The organism is Bartonella saheliensis (assembly GCF_902162175.1).
Map to the genome: position 1 here is coordinate 31457 of NZ_LR607195.1, position 16681 is coordinate 48137.

Genomic DNA, 16681 nt, shown 5'->3' on the forward strand with positions numbered 1-16681 from the left:
CCAAGCAGTTGAACGTGTTTTTGTGGTAAAATAGTGGAGACTTTAAAACAAATTCTGACTACCCCCAAGCTTTTTCTGTAAGCATCCGCCTCTCTATAGTACGTCTATTATCAAAATATTATAAAAAAGCACGTTATGATTTTCAATAAAGCAGATATTTTAGTCATCTTCCCCGTCCCATAAAGTTGCCTGAAATGATGAATGATCCTTGGTATCGAGCAATTGAGCACGCCTTTATGGGGAGATCTGAGTGACTGGAGCACAAAGCCCCAAATGGCTCGAAACTTTTGCTGTCACTATTTGCTTACCTATGACACATCCATTCTAGAAAAGCGCGTTAGACTCTCCTTAAAAGCAGCAAATATTTTAGTCATCTTCCCCGTCCCATAAAGTTGCCTGAAGTGATGAATGATCCTTGGTATCGAGCAATTGAGCACGCCTTTGTGGTGAAATCTGAGTGGCTGGCGCACAAAGCCCCAAATGGCTCCAAGCTTTTTCTGTAAGCATTCTCCCACGGGCAGTACGTTGCATAAAGCCCTGCTGGAGTAGATAGGGTTCAACAATATCTTCCAGAGCATCACGCGGTTCTGAGAGAGCAGCAGCAATGGTTTCAATCCCCACCGGTCCGCCTAAAAAAGTTTCCGCAATCAGTAGCAAATAGCGACGATCAAGCGGGTCAAGCCCAAGATGATCAACTTCCAAGCGTGAAAGCGCTTCATCAGCCACTTTTTGATCAATTTTCTTTGCCCGTTTCACCAGTGCAAAATCACAAACCCTCCGTAAAAGCCGTCCGGCAATTCGTGGAGTACCACGTGCACGGCGTGCAATTTCATGGGCGCCATCATCACTAATCTGTACCGAAAAGAGCCTTGCATTACGGTGAACAATATATTCCAACTCCTCTATGGTATAAAAATTGAGACGAATTGGGATACCAAAACGATCTCGCAGTGGTGTGGTTAAAAGCCCCAAACGGGTGGTTGCGGCCACCAAGGTAAATTTAGCAAGATCAATTTTCACTGAACGTGCTGCTGGTCCCTCGCCGATGATAAGATCCAGTTGATAATCCTCCATGGCTGGATAAAGAATTTCTTCAACGGCTGGATTTAACCGGTGAATTTCATCAATAAACAAAACATCGCGTTCTTCTAGATTGGTTAAGAGAGCTGCTAAATCTCCTGCTTTAGCAATGACTGGTCCTGAGGTAGAACGAAAATTAACGCCTAATTCTTTAGCCATAATCTGTGAGAGTGTTGTTTTTCCCAAACCAGGTGGTCCAACGAACAACACATGATCAAGCGCTTCATGACGCGCTTTAGCTGCTTCAATAAATATTTTCAAATTTGCCCGTGCTGCTTCTTGACCAATAAAGTCATCGAGCACTTGTGGTCTCAAAGAACGATCTGGATCGTTTTGCAGCGGAGTAGCCCCCAAAAGGCGTTGATCTTCATCTTTATGCATTGTTACCTTGTACTCAAGTAGGAGGAGAAAGCAATTTGAGACTATGGCGAATAAGCAGTGCAGAGGAAACAGTTTCCCCCTCAAGAGCCTTTATCGCTAAAGCAAGAGCCCGTGCAGCTTGCTCACGTTCAAAACCAAGCTTAAGCAAAGCAGAAAGTGCCTCATTTGTTGGTTGATTTGTCTCCTCCAAATGAGAGAGTGCAGGACTACGAAGAACATTTTCATTGAAGGGAAGAGCTTTGCTTTTCAGTTCGCGCACAATTCTTTCACTGACTTTTTTACCAACACCTGGAGCACGACTGATCATTCCCACATCGTTTAGAGCAATTGCTTGTGCCAATTCATCTGGTGATAAAGTGCCCAAAATTGCCAAAGCCACCTTAGCTCCTACACCTGGTACATTTTGCAGCATGCAAAACCACTCTTGTTCTACTCTTGTCGCAAAACCAAACAGGCGAATAGCCTCTTCACGCACATGTGTTTCAATAAAAAGACTTACACTCTCACCCACAGCTGATAAAGAAGAACGCAGCCGATTTGAGACAAAAACAACATAACCCACCCCATGAACATCCACAAGGATATGATCATCAAAGATATGTTCAAGGGTACCTTTTAATTTGCCAATCATGCTGTAAACTCGATCCTCTTATAATCTCCAATCATATCACAACCTTTGCATGATAAAATATATTGGCACTCTTATGAGACAAATGCCGGCAAAGCGCAAGGGCATCTCCCCCATCATTGCTACCAAATTCAGCACGTATAAACAACACAACCATCCTAGCATGATCAACAAAGATGCGTTGAAAATGGCTCTGACCCATCATACCATCACCCTTGCACGATCAGAAATGCTAGTACGATGCACGCTCAAGCACAGAACAAAGGCGCCTCCCCTATCACTGCTACCAAATTCAGCACGTGTAAACAACGCAACCAGCCCAACATGATCAACAAAGATGCGTTGAAAATGGCTCTGACCCATCATGCCATCACCCTTGCACGATCAGAAACGCTAGGACGATGCCCGCTCAAGCACAGAACAAAGGCGCCTCCCCTATCACTGCTACCAAATTCAGCACGTATAAACAACGCAACCAGCCCAACATGATCAACAAAGATGCGTTGAAAATGGCTCTGACCCATCATGCCATCACCCTTGCACGATCAGAAATGCTAGTACGATGCATGCTATGGCACAGAGCAAGAGCAAGGGCATCCGCCGCATCACTGCTATCAAACTCAGCCCGTGGCAACAAAACTTTTACCATCATATGAATTTGTTCTTTATCACCATGCCCAACCCCAATAACCGACTTTTTGACTTTATTTGGAGCATATTCAAAAACGGGAAGATTTGCCTGCGCTGGAACAAGCAAAGCAACAGCACGCGCTTGACCAAGTTTTAAAGTTGCCGTAGCATCTTTGTTAACAAACACATGCTCCACGGCAGCTTCATGGGGCATAAATTGATGTACAATCTCTGAGAGCCCTTTGTGGAGCTGGCAGAGTCTGGAGGCAAGGTCACAGCGTACATCAGAAGAAACGGTCCCTGCTGCAATGAATTGAAAGCGATTGCCAGAGAGATCGATAACGCCCCACCCTGTCCGCCGTAATCCTGGATCAATACCTATAATACGAATCGTCTCTGCCATAATTTTCAGTCTATACACTTTTCACACATTTGCACAAAGATTACCCAACAAAGAAAACAAAGGCAACAAAGACGAACACTTAAAAAAAGCAGTTACTCAACACATCCCTTGAGAGGGCAAAGAGAATGCAAAATAAAAAAGCACTGTGTGGCAATTTTTTAAGAGCGCCCAAATGCGCTCTTCAGCAATTCGATTTGTTTGCCACCGGATTATCCTCTTCCACAACATCGACAAAACCATCTTCTTTGCCAATGCACAGAGAATGCATATAGGCTTCGCATTGCATGCACACGCCTTTGATCAAAGTAAAGACACCTACCCTATCAATATCTACCCTCTCTAAAATGGTCTCCAGCCTATAGATATTTTCCCGCACTTTAAAAGAGATTGTGAGGAGAAAGAAAACAAACACAGCAACACAGAAAATGGAGCAAAAAATTGCTCAACACACCCCTTGAGAGGGCAAAGAGAATGCAAAATAAAAAAGCACTGTGTGACAATTTTTTAAGAGCGCCCAAATGCGCTCTTCAACAATTCGATTTGTTTGCCCACCGGATTATCCTCTTCCACAACATCGACAGAACCATCTTCTTTGCCAATGCGCATATATTGCATACGTGCCTCCAGCCGAAGAGAACGGGCCACAAAGTCCCGGAAAATTTCTGGCAATACGTGCCAATGAGTCGTTTCCGATTGCAATGTTGGTGTATGAAGCGATACTTTAGCAATTTCTTTTTGTATTTGTTCTGGTGACATTTCTCCTTCACGTTCTGCACGAAGAAGGAGGAGTTGAGAAGCAATCTGCATAAGTCGTGTACTTAAATACATAGCTTCTTTGGCATACATCGCAGAAATCTCTGTTGAAAGAGAACGTGCTGCTAATTTACCTTCGGTGTCAATATAAGTTGCTGTTTCTTCAATGAGCTTCATGGTCTCTTCATAGAGACGATTAAAAGCATTTTCAAAAGCATCATGCTCAATCATGATAATGGGTTCATCATAGGGACGTTTATGTGCACTCACGCTTTTATACTCCACATATCAGCACAAGAATTATACTCCTCAACGAAAAGAGAATAAAAAAGTTTCTTTCGTTGCTGTTGAGAATGCATTTTTTTAAACTGACTACCTCTTTTAAAACTTTTACGCAACGCGCTTCTTATTCTAAGGTTAACGCGCTATAAGACAGCGTTACAAACGGATAAGTTTCCCAGAAGAAAACCGTTGAAGCGCTCGACGTTTTTCCCAATAATAGGCGACTCCAAACTGCAGAGCAATGCCACTTATAATCAAGAGACTATCGGAAAAAAACGTTGCCGTCATCACTGTTTTTAAAATTTGTGCAAACATAGCAAAAACAGTTCCGGTTACAAAGACGGGCAGGCTGTATTTTCCTAGAATTGCCAAGGGGTGTTGTTTGGAGACATAAAACCAATTATGCAAGCGTGGCCAACAAAGGATGAGAGCTGCGAATGCTACGATATGGAAGAGACGCGGCAAACTTAAAAAGGTTTTATTAAAATTCAGCAAGGGAGAAGACCAGCCAAGCCAACCTAAAATTCCCCACCAATTGAAACGCACCCACAACAGTGAAAGCAAAAGATACAGGGCTGCCACAACAATGATCAAAGGCTGAAAGGCGATTTTTTTTCCTTCTTTAAGAAATAAAGTAGTGGTCAACCCTATGACAAACAACAATTGCCAAGATAAGGGGTTTAAAAACCACTTTCCCTCTATGGGATAAGAAGATGGCGCGATTTCATAAAGTCCACAAATGAGATAGAGCAAGAATGAGCCCAAAAGCAGCAGCCCTTTATGTTTACAACTCCAATAAAGGGCCAGAGGTGCAAACAGCATCAAAACGATGTAAAGCGGTAAAATATTATTATATCCCAATTGATGTCCAAAGCTGAAAGTATGCAAAAATGCTGTGAGTGGCTGTGTGAAAAAAAGGCCCATATTATTCATAGTTAACAGTTTTTCTGAGCGACAGAGTAAAAAAGCTCCAACAAAGAGACTTAAAGTAACGAATGTCGTAAAAAGATATGCGCCATAAAGCTGCAAAGCTCTCTGCCACAGTTTGCGTACAATGAAAATAAAAGGCTTGTGCTGTAAGCGCGCATGAAAACTGAGCCCAAGAGAAACGCCTGAAAGCAAAACAAAAACCTCTGCTGAATCGGAAAAGCCGAAGTTTCTATGGGTGATAAACTCATAGAGCGTTCCGGGAATATGATTGATAAAAATCGTCAACAAAGCTAAAGAACGAAACACATCAATACGTGTATCACGATGCACAACAGGATGCGTATGATGGTGAGCAACGCTCTGGTAACCCATAAATGGCCCCCTTTAAATCACAAAAACAGCCGTTTATTTTAACAAAGCACCTTTATAAGATGAAGGTTTAATTATAAGAGTAAAATTTCTTTTTTAAAGAGTTGAGGATTTTTGCATGACAAAACAAGAGAATAAATCGGTTTCTCCCCCTTTTTTTCCTCAATTAATTTTGACATTAGATGTTCGACGCACTTTCACTCCCGCTTTTTTACAGCAACTTTTGGCAACGAAAGCTTTTGTAAGTGTCATTGTTTATGACTCTGAAGGGGATGAAGCTTTTTTACAAAAACAAGCACAGACTTATGCGCAAGATATTCAAAACCATGGCGCAGCCCTTCTTATTGCTGGTGAATGTCGCATTGCTGAACGCATAAAGGCTGATGGTTTTCATAGAGAAGGTGATCTTAACGCTCTTGAACAGTTATATGATCAAAAAAAGGACCAAAAGATTATAGGTTTTGGCAATATCCGCAATCGTCATAGTGCGATGGTAGCTGGAGAAGCTGGTATTGATTATCTGTTTTTTGGCAAACTTGGTGCTGATAAAAAGCCGCATGCCCATCCGCGCAATTTGCAACTTGCAAGCTGGTGGGCAGAGATCATGGAAATCCCCGCTATTATTCAAGCAGGCAGCGATTTTGCAAGTTTTGATGAGGTACTAAAGACGGCCTGTGAATTTATTGCCGTAGAAGAAGTCATTTTTGGGAGCGATAATCCCTTGCCACTTCTTAAAATGATGCAAGAAAAATGTGCAAGCGCCCCCTTGTAATAGGGGAAGAGCATTCGTAAATAAAGCGTTAATAAAAATCCACACACGCACCGCCGCTCTACGACCTAGAGAGAACACACGATGATAGATATAAGGGGGATAAAAATGTGTTTTGCTTACCTCAGAACTCAATAACACTGCTTCATCATTCAATTAAATGAGATAAAAAATCTAGCATCTTTTTTCACATAATAGCAGAGAAAGAGAAAAATCATAAAACTTTTTAGTTCAATGTCTTATAAAAAGGTCTTATGAAAAGAAGCCATTATGCTTGGGGAACTCATCATTTTTATTATTGGTCATGAATACCAACAATGAATGATAGAGATATGAAGGGGACATAAAAAATGAAATACAGAGGGACGTTTGAAGAACTTAAAGATATAGTCCGCAAAGCTGGACATCCAATCATAGATGATAAACTTCTATCACATCAATCCCCTGGAACACATCAGATTAAAACCTCCACTGAAGGTAGCATTAATTGGTATGAAAAAACAGGAAAGCTGCAAATTCAAGGCAAAGAAAACATAAAACAAAAGCTCATAAAAGATTTGACTCCATATCTGGAAGAAACACCAACGACTCCTTCTCCAAAGATTGTTTCTAATGTCCCACAAACACCTTCCCAAAAAATCTTTATCGTTCACGGTCATGATCTTGCTGCCCTAGAGCAAGTTAAGCTAGTTCTTTACGATCTTGGCCTCGATCCATACATCTTACCTATCAATAATGGTTTAACCCTCATTGAAGCTTTGGAAAAAGAAATTTGTAACGATTCTATAGGATTTGGTATTGTGCTGCTTACTCCTGATGACAGGGGCTATGCTAAATCTGACAAGAAAAAAATAGCCCGTCCCCGTGCGCGCCAAAATGTCATTCTCGAAATGGGTATGTTAATGTCTGCGCTTACGCGAAAAAATGTCGCTATTTTAAGAAAAAAAGATGTTGAAATCCCTTCAGATGCTCAGGGAATTATATACATTCCTTTTAATGACCACGTAAAAGAAACAGTTCCACAACTTGCTGATCGATTAATGGAAGCTGGATTCACCATAGATCCAAAGAAACTTGCCCTTGCATCACGTTAAATGTACATAATACTTATCTTTTCTTTTTAGCGCACACGCCGTTCGTTTATCATTTTCTTGAGCAAACGATATGTAATGTACAAAACAGTGAGGTGCATCCCAAAAATTCCGGGAGATTTTGCTATGTCCAAGTGCTCACCAGCACTAAAAGCAAAATGCTGATTCGAGGTCAGTACTTGTTACTCCCGGAATACTCATGCGAGGACGCGCGCAACCCGGGCAAGGGAATACCCCATAAACCAGAAAATCTCACAACAACATGTCTCATGTGTAAAAAATTCGCTTCAAGAGCTGTCTTCATTGTTATTGCTAATTCTCTCAAATTACTTTATGAATGAAAAAGTATTTTGGTCGTATACGCAGCGACCAAGAGGGATTCAAAAACCCGAAACCCTAGCGTAAACATGAATCCACTTTGTGGGTGTCCCGGGATTCCGGGAGTTTTTGCCATGTCCAGGTGCTTACCAGCACTAAAAGCAAAAAAGCTGACTAGGGTTCAGTATTTTGACTCCCGGAATACCAATGCGAGGGCGCTCGCAACCGGCGGGGGGGAAATGCAAGGTAAAAATCCTCATAACGACATTTTCAATGACAGATTCATTGGCAAAAAAATTCGCTTTAAGCGAAAAATGCTGAAAATGTCTCAGAAAACCTTAGCGGATCACTTGAGGGTTAGTGCCCAACAAATTCAAAAATACGAGACAGGGCTAAATCGTATAAGTGCGGGGCGTTTAAAGGAAATTGCCGATATTTTCAATGTTCCCATTGCCTTTTTTTACGCCGATCTCTTTACAAAACAACACACCCATCATGATGAAGTCGCATCCAGCAGAGAAGAATATCTGCTTTTAAAATATTTTAGAGTCCTTGCTAAAGTAAAACAAAGAGCAATTTTACAATTAATCTCTAACCAGAATGAAACCTAAAGAAAGGGTGCTATACACTTTTTTTCTCCACATGCATGCGTATTTTTAAAAAGCCTCCCTTCTTCATGGAGATGCTTTCTGATTGCATGAAAACACGCTGCCTTTCTCAGAGCAACATTGTTTTAATTCTTATTGCCAATTTCCTGAAAGTACTTTATGAATTGAGAGGTATTTTGGTCGCATACGCAGCCAACTAAGGGGGATTTAAAACCTGAAAAATCAAACATAAAATAAATCCGCTTTGCGGTTATCCCAAAAATTCCGGGAGATTTTGCTATGTCCAAGTGCTTACCGGCACTAAAAGCAAAAAAGCTGACTCGGATTCAGTACTTGTTACTCCCGGAAACCCAATGCGAGGGCGCTCGCAACCGGTGGGGGGGAAATGCAAGGTAGAAATCCTCATAACGACATTTTCAATGACAGATTCATTGGCAAAAAAATTCGCTTTAAGCGAAAAATGCTGAAAATGTCTCAGAAAACCTTAGCGGATCATTTGAGGGTTAGTGCTCAACAAATTCAAAAATACGAGACAGGATTAAATCGTGTAAGTGCGGGGCTTTTAAAGGAAATTGCCGATATTTTCAATGTCCCATTGCCTTTTTTTACGCCGATCTCTTTACAAAACAACACACCCCTCATGATGAAGTCGCATCCAGCAGAGAAGAATATCTGCTTTTAAAACATTTTAGAGTCCTTGCTAAAGTAAAACAAAGAGCAATTTTACAATTGCTCTCTGATCAGAATGAAAGCTTTTAACATCATGCACGCGCCCCACAGACTCTACGCATCTGCATGCATTATACATTCTTAAAAGTAGCCCCCAAAGAGCAATATTTAAAAATTTATTTGATCAATCTAGAAGAATACCTCACACATCATTTATTTTGTATGTTAAGCACAAGCTTTAAGTGCTATGAAAGAGGAGAACTGTTTTTTAATAACGCGTAAAAATTGATAAATAAACGTTTGATTGGATACCAATACATAATAGTATCGTGAGAAAAGTTGCTTTTCTTTCTTGTGTGAGAATTTCCTAAGAGAAAGTAAAAATGAAGGGGGGAATGAAGATGTTAAAATATTTATTGCTATCACCGCTTGTGTTGGCAGCGGGTTGTGCGTCTGTAGGTCTTTCTGCAAATTATGTTGGTTACGGTATTACGAAGAACACTGCAAAATTCATCGCTAATGATTATATTCACGTTATCAAAAGACCCTTACCACCAGCAACAAGCACAGTTATTATAAAGAAAAATAATACAGCAGACAACTTTACTCCTTTGTTTATCGATCTGTTGCGGCGAACTGGATATAATGTGATTTATACAGATCAACCCCAAAAGCAGAAAAACATGGGGGTGAATTTGTTTTACAGACTCACACCACAGAATGATGGACGTATAATATCTGTTCTTCAGTATGAGTGGGCTGGAGAACCAAGTTATTATCTACATATTTATCTGAATAAATGAATACGCTATTTAATGGGGACATTTTCTATATTTGAAACGTAAAGACTTAAAAATTCTTGTGAAGACAAAAAGCTTTGCGTCTCGATAAGTGCCCTCATTTTTAGCCAAAACAGATAAATCCTTTCTATACGCATCTCGATACGAAAGTTGTGACTTTAAAAAACAATGAAAAACGCTTTGCATCTCCACGAATTTATGGCGTGGAGAGGAGGTTTTCTGTGACGGGCAACACATTGATTTATAATAATATAGCATTATTCATATTGAATGAGAGTCCCGAATATCTTAAGATTCCATTATTTCAAACCTGCTTATCTTGAATCAATCAAAATCACCTGCTTGCACGTCATAAGCAGGGTTGGTGTGTGGGTAAAAATTGTATAAGAAAAGACTAAAAATGGCTCTTATGCATGTTCTCAAATGCAAGGGCTGTCGGCCACATTTGGAGCTGGCAAATATAATGATGGTGCCGGCTTGTTACTCAAGCAGCTAAACAGCTTGCTATATCTCATGTCGTATTTTCTAGAATATCGATAAAAATTCCGTATCTTAAGATAAGTTTTGTTTTGCAAGATTTTCTCAACAATCAAATACACTCCCTCTCAAAAAGGGGGCCCATTTTATATCATCATCAACATTTTAGGAGAGCCTAGGAAAGTTAAAAGAAGCTCCCAGAATTGCAAAGCATGTCGATAAAGATTGGTCTTTCATCAATTCAAATTTTGTTTTTTATGAAAAATACAGTGTATTTTCTCTTTCACGTTGAATGTAAAGGATAATATGGAAAGAATTTTTTTCCCCCTATTGAAAAAAAATATTTTCCACCAAGTTAAGTCTTGGTTCTTACTTCAATGCGCACAATGATGAGTAGAAATGGTAGAAATCCCTGCTATTGATGAAGCAGAAAATGATTTCAAATCTTTGATAAGCTGTTAAAGTCCGCCATTAAATTGATGATCGTTGAAGAAAGCACTTTGCAGACAATAATCCCTTTATTATACTTGATATGATGAAAGAAAAATGTAAAAACTTCTCCTTATTGATGGGGAAGGAGTATTCATGATAAAGCAAAGCCTAGCACTCTTCACCCTGATAATGATTTACTTTGCAAGTGCTCTCACTGATGCACATTCTACGAGAATACCTGAAGAATCCTTGAATTTTGAACGCTCTTTAAATACGATTCAGCCCCCTTCAGACACGCAAAAACCTTTCCAAGCCTTACAAGTTGGAGAATATGATCAAGCCTATGACTATTACGTCCAAGGCTATTATTTGAAGGCATTTCGTGAGGCACTCCGGCGCGCTGAACAAAATGATCCCTTTGCCCAAACTCTGCTTGCTCGAATTTACATAGAAGGCTGCGCTGTTCCCACAGACGGTGCACGCGCTGCTTTGTGGTTTGGACGTGCAGCCAAACAAGGTGATCCACAAGCGCAATTGCGCTATGGATTGATGTTATTTGATGGCAATTTCATTTCCCAAAACCAAGAGCTTGGTGAAGAGTTTATTCGCAAAGCCGCAGATGCTGGTGTAAAAGAAGCTTACTTTTATTATGGAGAACTTCTTCTTTACAAAGCCTCGCGTGAAAAGCAAATTCTTGCCGGCGTAAGCACACCAAATCGTGAAAATGAAGCGATAGAACAAGCACTCAAATGGTTTTTAAAGGGCGCTTCTCTTGGTGATTCCGAAGCTGCTTTTGCTGCGGCAAAAATTCTTTCCTTAGGGACTTTAACACGACCAAAAGATGACAGAAATGCACGCAAACTCATGGAAGTTGCTGCGCAAAACAACCATACCGCAGCACAAATTCTGTTAGCGCAATGGCTTGTACAAGGTCGCGGAGGAGGAACTGATTTTCAACGCGCTTTTCATTTACTTCTCAGCAACGCCCATAACATGATCGCGCCAGCACAAGTTTCTCTTGCCAGACTTTATAGAGATGGCATAGGCACAAAGGGCAATATGATAACAGCAGCAGCATGGTATATGCTTGCAAAGCAAGCAAAAATACAAGCACCTGATCTTGAAATGATGCTTGAAGGGATGAACGATACACAATTAGAAAAAGCACGCCAAGAAGCAGCAAAGCTCCTTACTCTTTTTTAAAATACACGAGTAGAACAGGTTTCTTTTACAAACCTCACCCAACCAGGCTTTATCGAGAGAACAAAGAGACAAACCATAACTTCACAAAGTCGTGAAAATGAAGTGATAAAACAAGCACTCAAATGGTTTTTAAAGGGCACTTCTCTTGGTGATTCCGGAGCTGCTTTTGCTGCGGCAAAAATTCTTTCCTTAGGGACTTTAGCACGACCAAAGGATGAGCGCAATGCACGCAAACTCATGAAAGTTGCTGCGTAAAACAACCATACCGCAGCATCAATTCTGTTAGCGCAATGGCTTGTACAAGGTCGCGGAGGAGGCACTGATTTTCAACGCGCTTTTCATTTACTTCTCAGCAACGCCCATAACATGATCGCGCCAGCACAAGTTTCTCTTGCAAACCTCACCGAGTCAGACTTCATAGAGATGGCATAGGCACAAAGGGCAATATGATAACAGCAGCAGCATGGTATATGCTTGCAAAGCAAGCAAAAATACAAGCAGCTGATCTTGAAATGATGCTTGAAAGGATAAACGATACACAATGAGAAAAAGCACGCCAAGAAGCAGCAAAGCTCTCTTTTGTTTTAAAAAATAATATCCTTTACCCCCCAAAAGAGAAATTTTTATCCCCTTTGTCAAAACCACTCCCGTAAAAAACCTCGTAAAAATTCCTATAACAATCTTTATGTAAAAATCCCCATAAAAATCTTTGTGTAAATTTTTAAAAGGCTTGCGTCTGGACATTTTTTATGATCTTGCAAAGGATTGAAAAGCAAGAAGAGAGAAAAGCTCTTTTTTGCGGCACTTTTTAAGATTTTCTCTTTGTAAAGAGCATAAAGGAGCCCACCGCAAAAATCTAAAAGAGCTTACCAGAAAGATCACAAGAAGAGCCTACCGCAAGGATAACGAGTGGTGCTCGCCCTAAAAACAACAAAAGAGCTCGCCGCCAAAAGAACGGGGAAAACAGCCATAAGGACAAAAAGAGAGCTCTTTTTGCAGGAATGGAATTGGATAGAGACAATGAAAATTAATGGCAATGAAATTCGCCCTGGTAATGTAATTGAGCATCAAGGCAGCTTATGGGTTGCTGTGAAATGCAACGCTGTAAAACCAGGAAAAGGTGGTGCATTTAATCAAGTTGAAATGAAAAACCTGATTGATGGCACCAAACTCAATGAGCGTTTTCGTTCTGCTGAAACGGTAGAGCGCGTACGTCTTGAACAAAAGGATTTTACTTTTCTCTATCAACAAGGTGATGCTCTCGTCTTTATGGATTCAGAATCTTATGAACAATTGGAATTGCAAAAAGATTTTGTTGGCGAACGTGCTGCTTTTCTCCAAGATGGGATGACTGTCACAGTTGAACTTTATCAGGAAAAGCCCATTGGCATATCACTTCCTGATCAAGTTGTGGTGACGATTTCTGAAGCTGATCCCGCCATCAAAGGGCAAACGGTTACCTCCTCTTATAAACCAGCCATTCTTGAAAACGGTATTCGTATTCTTGTTCCTCCCTTTATTAATGCTGGTGAACGTGTCATTGTTGATACCAACGAATTGACTTATTTGCGTCGTGCGAATGAAAAGGATAAATAAAGGAATAAAAGATGGCACATTCTGCAATCATGAATGTCATGGTGCAAGCTGCAATGAAAGCAGGCCGCTCGCTTGTGCGCGATTACGGTGAGGTACAAAATTTGCAAGTGTCCTTGAAAGGGCCGGCCGATTATGTAAGCCAAGCAGATCGTAAAGCGGAAAAAATTATTTTCAATGAATTAAGCAAAGCACGCCCCAAATTTGGTTTTCTGATGGAAGAATCTGAGGAGATCATTGGCGAAGATTCCCAACATCGTTTTATTGTTGATCCATTGGATGGTACGACAAATTTTCTCCATGGCATTCCTTTTTTTGCGGTTTCCATTGCGTTAGAAAGTCAAGGAAAAATTGTTGCTGGTGTCATTTACAATCCGGTAAGTGATGAACTCTTTACGGCTGAACGCGGTAATGGTGCTTTTTTTAATGACCGGCGTTGTCGTGTTTCTGCACGACGCAGATTAGAAGATTGTGTCATTGCCACGGGCATGCCTCATTTGGGTCGCCCAGGTCATGGGACCTATCTCATTGAACTGCGCAATGTGATGGCAGAGGTTTCTGGGCTTCGTCGTTTTGGCTCTGCTGCTCTTGATTTAGCCTATGTCGCTTGTGGCCGAACCGATGGTTATTGGGAAGACAACCTGCAAATTTGGGATATGGCTGCTGGAATATTAATGGTTCGCGAAGCCGGTGGTTTTGTCACCAATAAAGAAGGCAGCAACGATATCTTTGGCAAAAAAAATATCCTTGCCGGTAATGAACACATTCGCACCAAACTAGAGAGAGTTCTCAAAAAAGGTATTTAAGCCTCAAAAAACAATTTTTAATGTGTCATTGCTATGAGCGCCCCCATTTTTAGTCGACCAGGTCATGGGACCTCTCTCATTGAACTGCGCAATGGGATGAAAGTTTCTGGACCTCGTCGTTTTAGCTCTACTGCTCTTGATTGTGCCTATGTCGCTTGTGGCCGAACCGATGGTTATTGGGAAGATAGCGCACAAATTTGGCATATGGCTGTTGGAAGATGAATGGTTCGCCAAATCGGTGGTTTTGTCACCAATAAAGAAGGCGGCAACGATATCTTTGGCAAAAAAATATCCTTGCAGGCCAATGAACACATCCCCCCAAATGAGAAAAAAACCTCAAAAAAATATTTAAACCTTATAGTCTTTTGAAAAGCCCATTTTTAAAAAGCCTTTAAAACCTGTACCTCCTCCTGAGAGGCTTATAGAATCCGAAAAACAATATGGAGGAGGATTTTCAACCTTCTTTACAAAAACGATAGAAAATAACGCATGAGACAGTGATAAAAAATCATCACCAACAATCAATGCCCCCCATAAACTTCAAAAGATGCAAAGACAGCGAATATTATTGATGCTGCTTTTTCCTCCATTCCCCTGCAAATAAGCTGAAAAAGAAAACCCCATCACAACAAACCGCTCTCAAAAGCAATAACCACAGCCAAGGCAAAAACCTCCCCGACTCCTGATATTCTCTTTATACTAAAAAAAGATTGGCTCCAAACACCTCTCCTCTCCGCTAAGGGCTCTCACATACGCCTCTCATTGCTTTTCACTCTTTTTCAGCACTGCACCATGACAAAGATTCGAGCAAACTCATTGCACTCTCCCTTTATTCAAGCATTATATTCCAGAATGCCTGCCAAATAAGCGTAAGATTTATTGTCATTCAAGTATTTATTTGCAAGAACTGCTGATTGTATTTCATTCTCAAACCGCTCTTTTTCTTTATCAATAGCTTCTTGTAATGCTTGCGCCTTCTTATCACCAAAGATAATTTTTAATTTCTCTTTTGAATTTTCTATTGTGATAAGGTTCTCCCAAAAGATCAACCGGTTATCACATTTCTCATTTGACACCTTCATCCATTCTCTGACTCCTAATTTGTAAGCTTCTTCAAATGTTGGAGTTTTTTCAGAAATACTAAGGTCTTTTTTCTCTTCTTGATCTCTCTTTCTACAAACCTTCATGGCCTCTTTAACAATGAAAGAACAACAATCTTTATCGAAAGCAATATATCCCTCTTTTACCGTATCAATAAGCATCTTATAGTAAATAAAAGTTTCTCTTGCTGCCTTATAATCACTGGAAATATCATACAAGAATGAGAGAAGCCCCTGTTTACAAATGCATAGTAGTCGGTAATTATGAGATAGAAAATATCCACACCGAATTATGGATTCTAGCATCTCATATTCTGTATATTTAGGTTTGTCTCTTTCTATGTCTATATATTCAAACATGCTTACTTTTATATATTCAGACATGTATCCTTCTATATCCTCAGACATATTTTCAAAGCCGATTTCCGCTTTTAACTTTTCACCGCGCTGTAAAACTTTCTCTTTTTGTTGCTGTTCATATTCAGCTGTAATCATATCATCAATCATATATAACCACCAATGAAACAACAGCATTGTAGGCTTATAGCGCTTTTTTTTCGTCAAAGGATCCACAAACTTTCGCAATTTAATGCCATTTTGTCTCATCAATCGCACAACTTTAGGATAAGTTTGCTTAAAAATTGGGCGCATCATTAATTTATTTATTCTTTCAATCTGCTCAGCAGTAAATTTTACTCTCAGCGCATCCTCATAAAGAAGAAATGTATCTGCATATCCGTGAGCACAAATATCTTTCACCACCACCGGATGCTGCTTTTCTCTAATTTCAGAAAAATGCCCAGGATTTTTTATCTCCAGTATACTCCTTTCCCATTGCTTTACTCCCTCATCCCATTGTTTAATCCATTCTTTCGGTATTCTTTGCGTTTTTCGAAAAAGCCTTTTGTTTTCTTGCGCAATAATATCTTTATATATCGCGCACTCTCGATATTTTAGCTGCAGTAATTCATCACATTGCTTAAGTTGTTCACTTAATTGCTTTTTCTGATGATTTGCTAACCAAAGACTATAGAGTATGCTCCCTGCTATGAATATTCCCCCTATAACTATAACAGCTTCACCCATTCTTGCACTCTTGTTTTGCTACCCAATGATTAATACAGCCCTCTTACCGATTCCTCGATATTGTATCATTATGTGTATATATGATTTATGATAATCCATACATTCTATTTTAAATAAAAATAATATACAAAATAGAGATATTTATATTGATGAGATGCAGCAATTTGAATTTAATTGCACTGCTTTTGCATCATATTCCTTAAAATTTTTATTCTCCAAGAACGTGTCTATTTTTTCGTAATGTTCAGCAGTCTGTTTTTTGAACACCTTTTT

General features: G+C 40.0%; 17 protein-coding genes and 2 pseudogenes. 10 read left to right on the forward strand and 9 right to left on the reverse strand.

The features are described from left to right. Positions 1-366: 366 nt before the first annotated feature. From ruvB to FS875_RS00185, 8 genes are all read right to left on the reverse strand, one after another. Complete coding sequence (gene ruvB / locus FS875_RS00165) at positions 367-1461, reverse strand: Holliday junction branch migration DNA helicase RuvB (protein WP_144751342.1); 1095 nt, start codon at positions 1459-1461, stop codon at positions 367-369. A 13-nt stretch (positions 1462-1474) separates the two neighbouring features. Next, positions 1475-2092 carry a Holliday junction branch migration protein RuvA gene (gene ruvA / locus FS875_RS00170; RefSeq protein ID WP_144751346.1) on the reverse strand — a complete coding sequence of 206 codons (618 nt, stop codon included), beginning with the start codon at positions 2090-2092 and terminating at the stop codon, positions 1475-1477. A gap of 31 nt (positions 2093-2123) precedes the next feature. After that, positions 2124-2294: a YjeF N-terminal domain-containing protein gene (locus FS875_RS10060; RefSeq protein WP_166428868.1), complete on the reverse strand. Its 171-nt coding sequence runs from the start codon at positions 2292-2294 to the stop codon at positions 2124-2126. Next, a complete protein-coding gene (locus tag FS875_RS10065) occupies positions 2291-2455 on the reverse strand; it encodes a hypothetical protein (protein WP_166428869.1) in 165 nt (54 codons plus the stop codon). The genes FS875_RS10060 and FS875_RS10065 overlap by 4 nt, the downstream gene beginning before the upstream one ends. Next, positions 2452-2616 (reverse strand): hypothetical protein, encoded by a 165-nt coding sequence (locus tag FS875_RS10070; protein ID WP_166428870.1) that lies wholly within the window; start codon positions 2614-2616, stop codon positions 2452-2454. The genes FS875_RS10065 and FS875_RS10070 overlap by 4 nt, the downstream gene beginning before the upstream one ends. Continuing rightward, positions 2613-3122 (reverse strand): crossover junction endodeoxyribonuclease RuvC, encoded by a 510-nt coding sequence (gene ruvC, locus FS875_RS00175; RefSeq protein WP_144751349.1) that lies wholly within the window; start codon positions 3120-3122, stop codon positions 2613-2615. Before ruvC ends, FS875_RS10070 begins: the two co-directional genes overlap by 4 nt. 504 nt (positions 3123-3626) lie before the next feature. Next, entirely contained in the window at positions 3627-4145 is a 519-nt protein-coding gene (locus FS875_RS00180; RefSeq protein WP_144751352.1) for a DUF1465 family protein, read from the reverse strand. Between the two features lie 168 nt (positions 4146-4313). Further along, positions 4314-5459 (reverse strand): OpgC family protein, encoded by a 1146-nt coding sequence (locus tag FS875_RS00185; RefSeq protein ID WP_144751355.1) that lies wholly within the window; start codon positions 5457-5459, stop codon positions 4314-4316. A 115-nt stretch (positions 5460-5574) separates the two neighbouring features. Here FS875_RS00185 and FS875_RS00190 point away from each other — a divergent pair, with 115 nt between their 5' ends. From FS875_RS00190 to FS875_RS10920, 10 genes and pseudogenes are all read left to right on the forward strand, one after another. Then, positions 5575-6228, forward strand: a complete 654-nt coding sequence (locus FS875_RS00190) for a thiamine phosphate synthase (protein ID WP_144751357.1) — start codon at positions 5575-5577, stop codon at positions 6226-6228. A gap of 347 nt (positions 6229-6575) precedes the next feature. Continuing rightward, positions 6576-7319, forward strand: coding sequence for a TIR domain-containing protein (locus tag FS875_RS00195; protein ID WP_144751360.1), 744 nt, complete (start codon positions 6576-6578; stop codon positions 7317-7319). A 449-nt stretch (positions 7320-7768) separates the two neighbouring features. Continuing rightward, entirely contained in the window at positions 7769-8245 is a 477-nt protein-coding gene (locus FS875_RS00200; RefSeq protein WP_246067834.1) for a helix-turn-helix domain-containing protein, read from the forward strand. Between the two features lie 382 nt (positions 8246-8627). After that, positions 8628-9001 (forward strand): annotated as a pseudogene (locus tag FS875_RS00205) (helix-turn-helix domain-containing protein). Positions 9002-9312: 311 nt separating this feature from the next. Continuing rightward, complete coding sequence (locus tag FS875_RS00210; RefSeq protein ID WP_144751363.1) at positions 9313-9714, forward strand: hypothetical protein; 402 nt, start codon at positions 9313-9315, stop codon at positions 9712-9714. Positions 9715-10773: 1059 nt separating this feature from the next. Then, positions 10774-11823 carry a tetratricopeptide repeat protein gene (locus FS875_RS00215; RefSeq protein WP_144751366.1) on the forward strand — a complete coding sequence of 350 codons (1050 nt, stop codon included), beginning with the start codon at positions 10774-10776 and terminating at the stop codon, positions 11821-11823. Positions 11824-11898: 75 nt separating this feature from the next. After that, positions 11899-12368: pseudogene (locus tag FS875_RS10915) on the forward strand (tetratricopeptide repeat protein); the annotation flags it as partial. Between the two features lie 475 nt (positions 12369-12843). Then, on the forward strand, positions 12844-13419 hold the full coding sequence (gene efp / locus FS875_RS00225) for an elongation factor P (RefSeq protein WP_144751837.1): 576 nt from the start codon (positions 12844-12846) through the stop codon (positions 13417-13419). 11 nt (positions 13420-13430) lie between these two features. Next, a complete protein-coding gene (locus FS875_RS00230) occupies positions 13431-14222 on the forward strand; it encodes an inositol monophosphatase family protein (protein ID WP_144751369.1) in 792 nt (263 codons plus the stop codon). 33 nt (positions 14223-14255) lie between these two features. Further along, positions 14256-14444 carry an inositol monophosphatase family protein gene (locus FS875_RS10920; RefSeq protein ID WP_207999910.1) on the forward strand — a complete coding sequence of 63 codons (189 nt, stop codon included), beginning with the start codon at positions 14256-14258 and terminating at the stop codon, positions 14442-14444. Between the two features lie 611 nt (positions 14445-15055). Here the strand turns inward: FS875_RS10920 and FS875_RS00240 are convergent. Beyond that, entirely contained in the window at positions 15056-16408 is a 1353-nt protein-coding gene (locus tag FS875_RS00240) for a hypothetical protein (protein ID WP_144751372.1), read from the reverse strand. Positions 16409-16681: the final 273 nt, after the last annotated feature.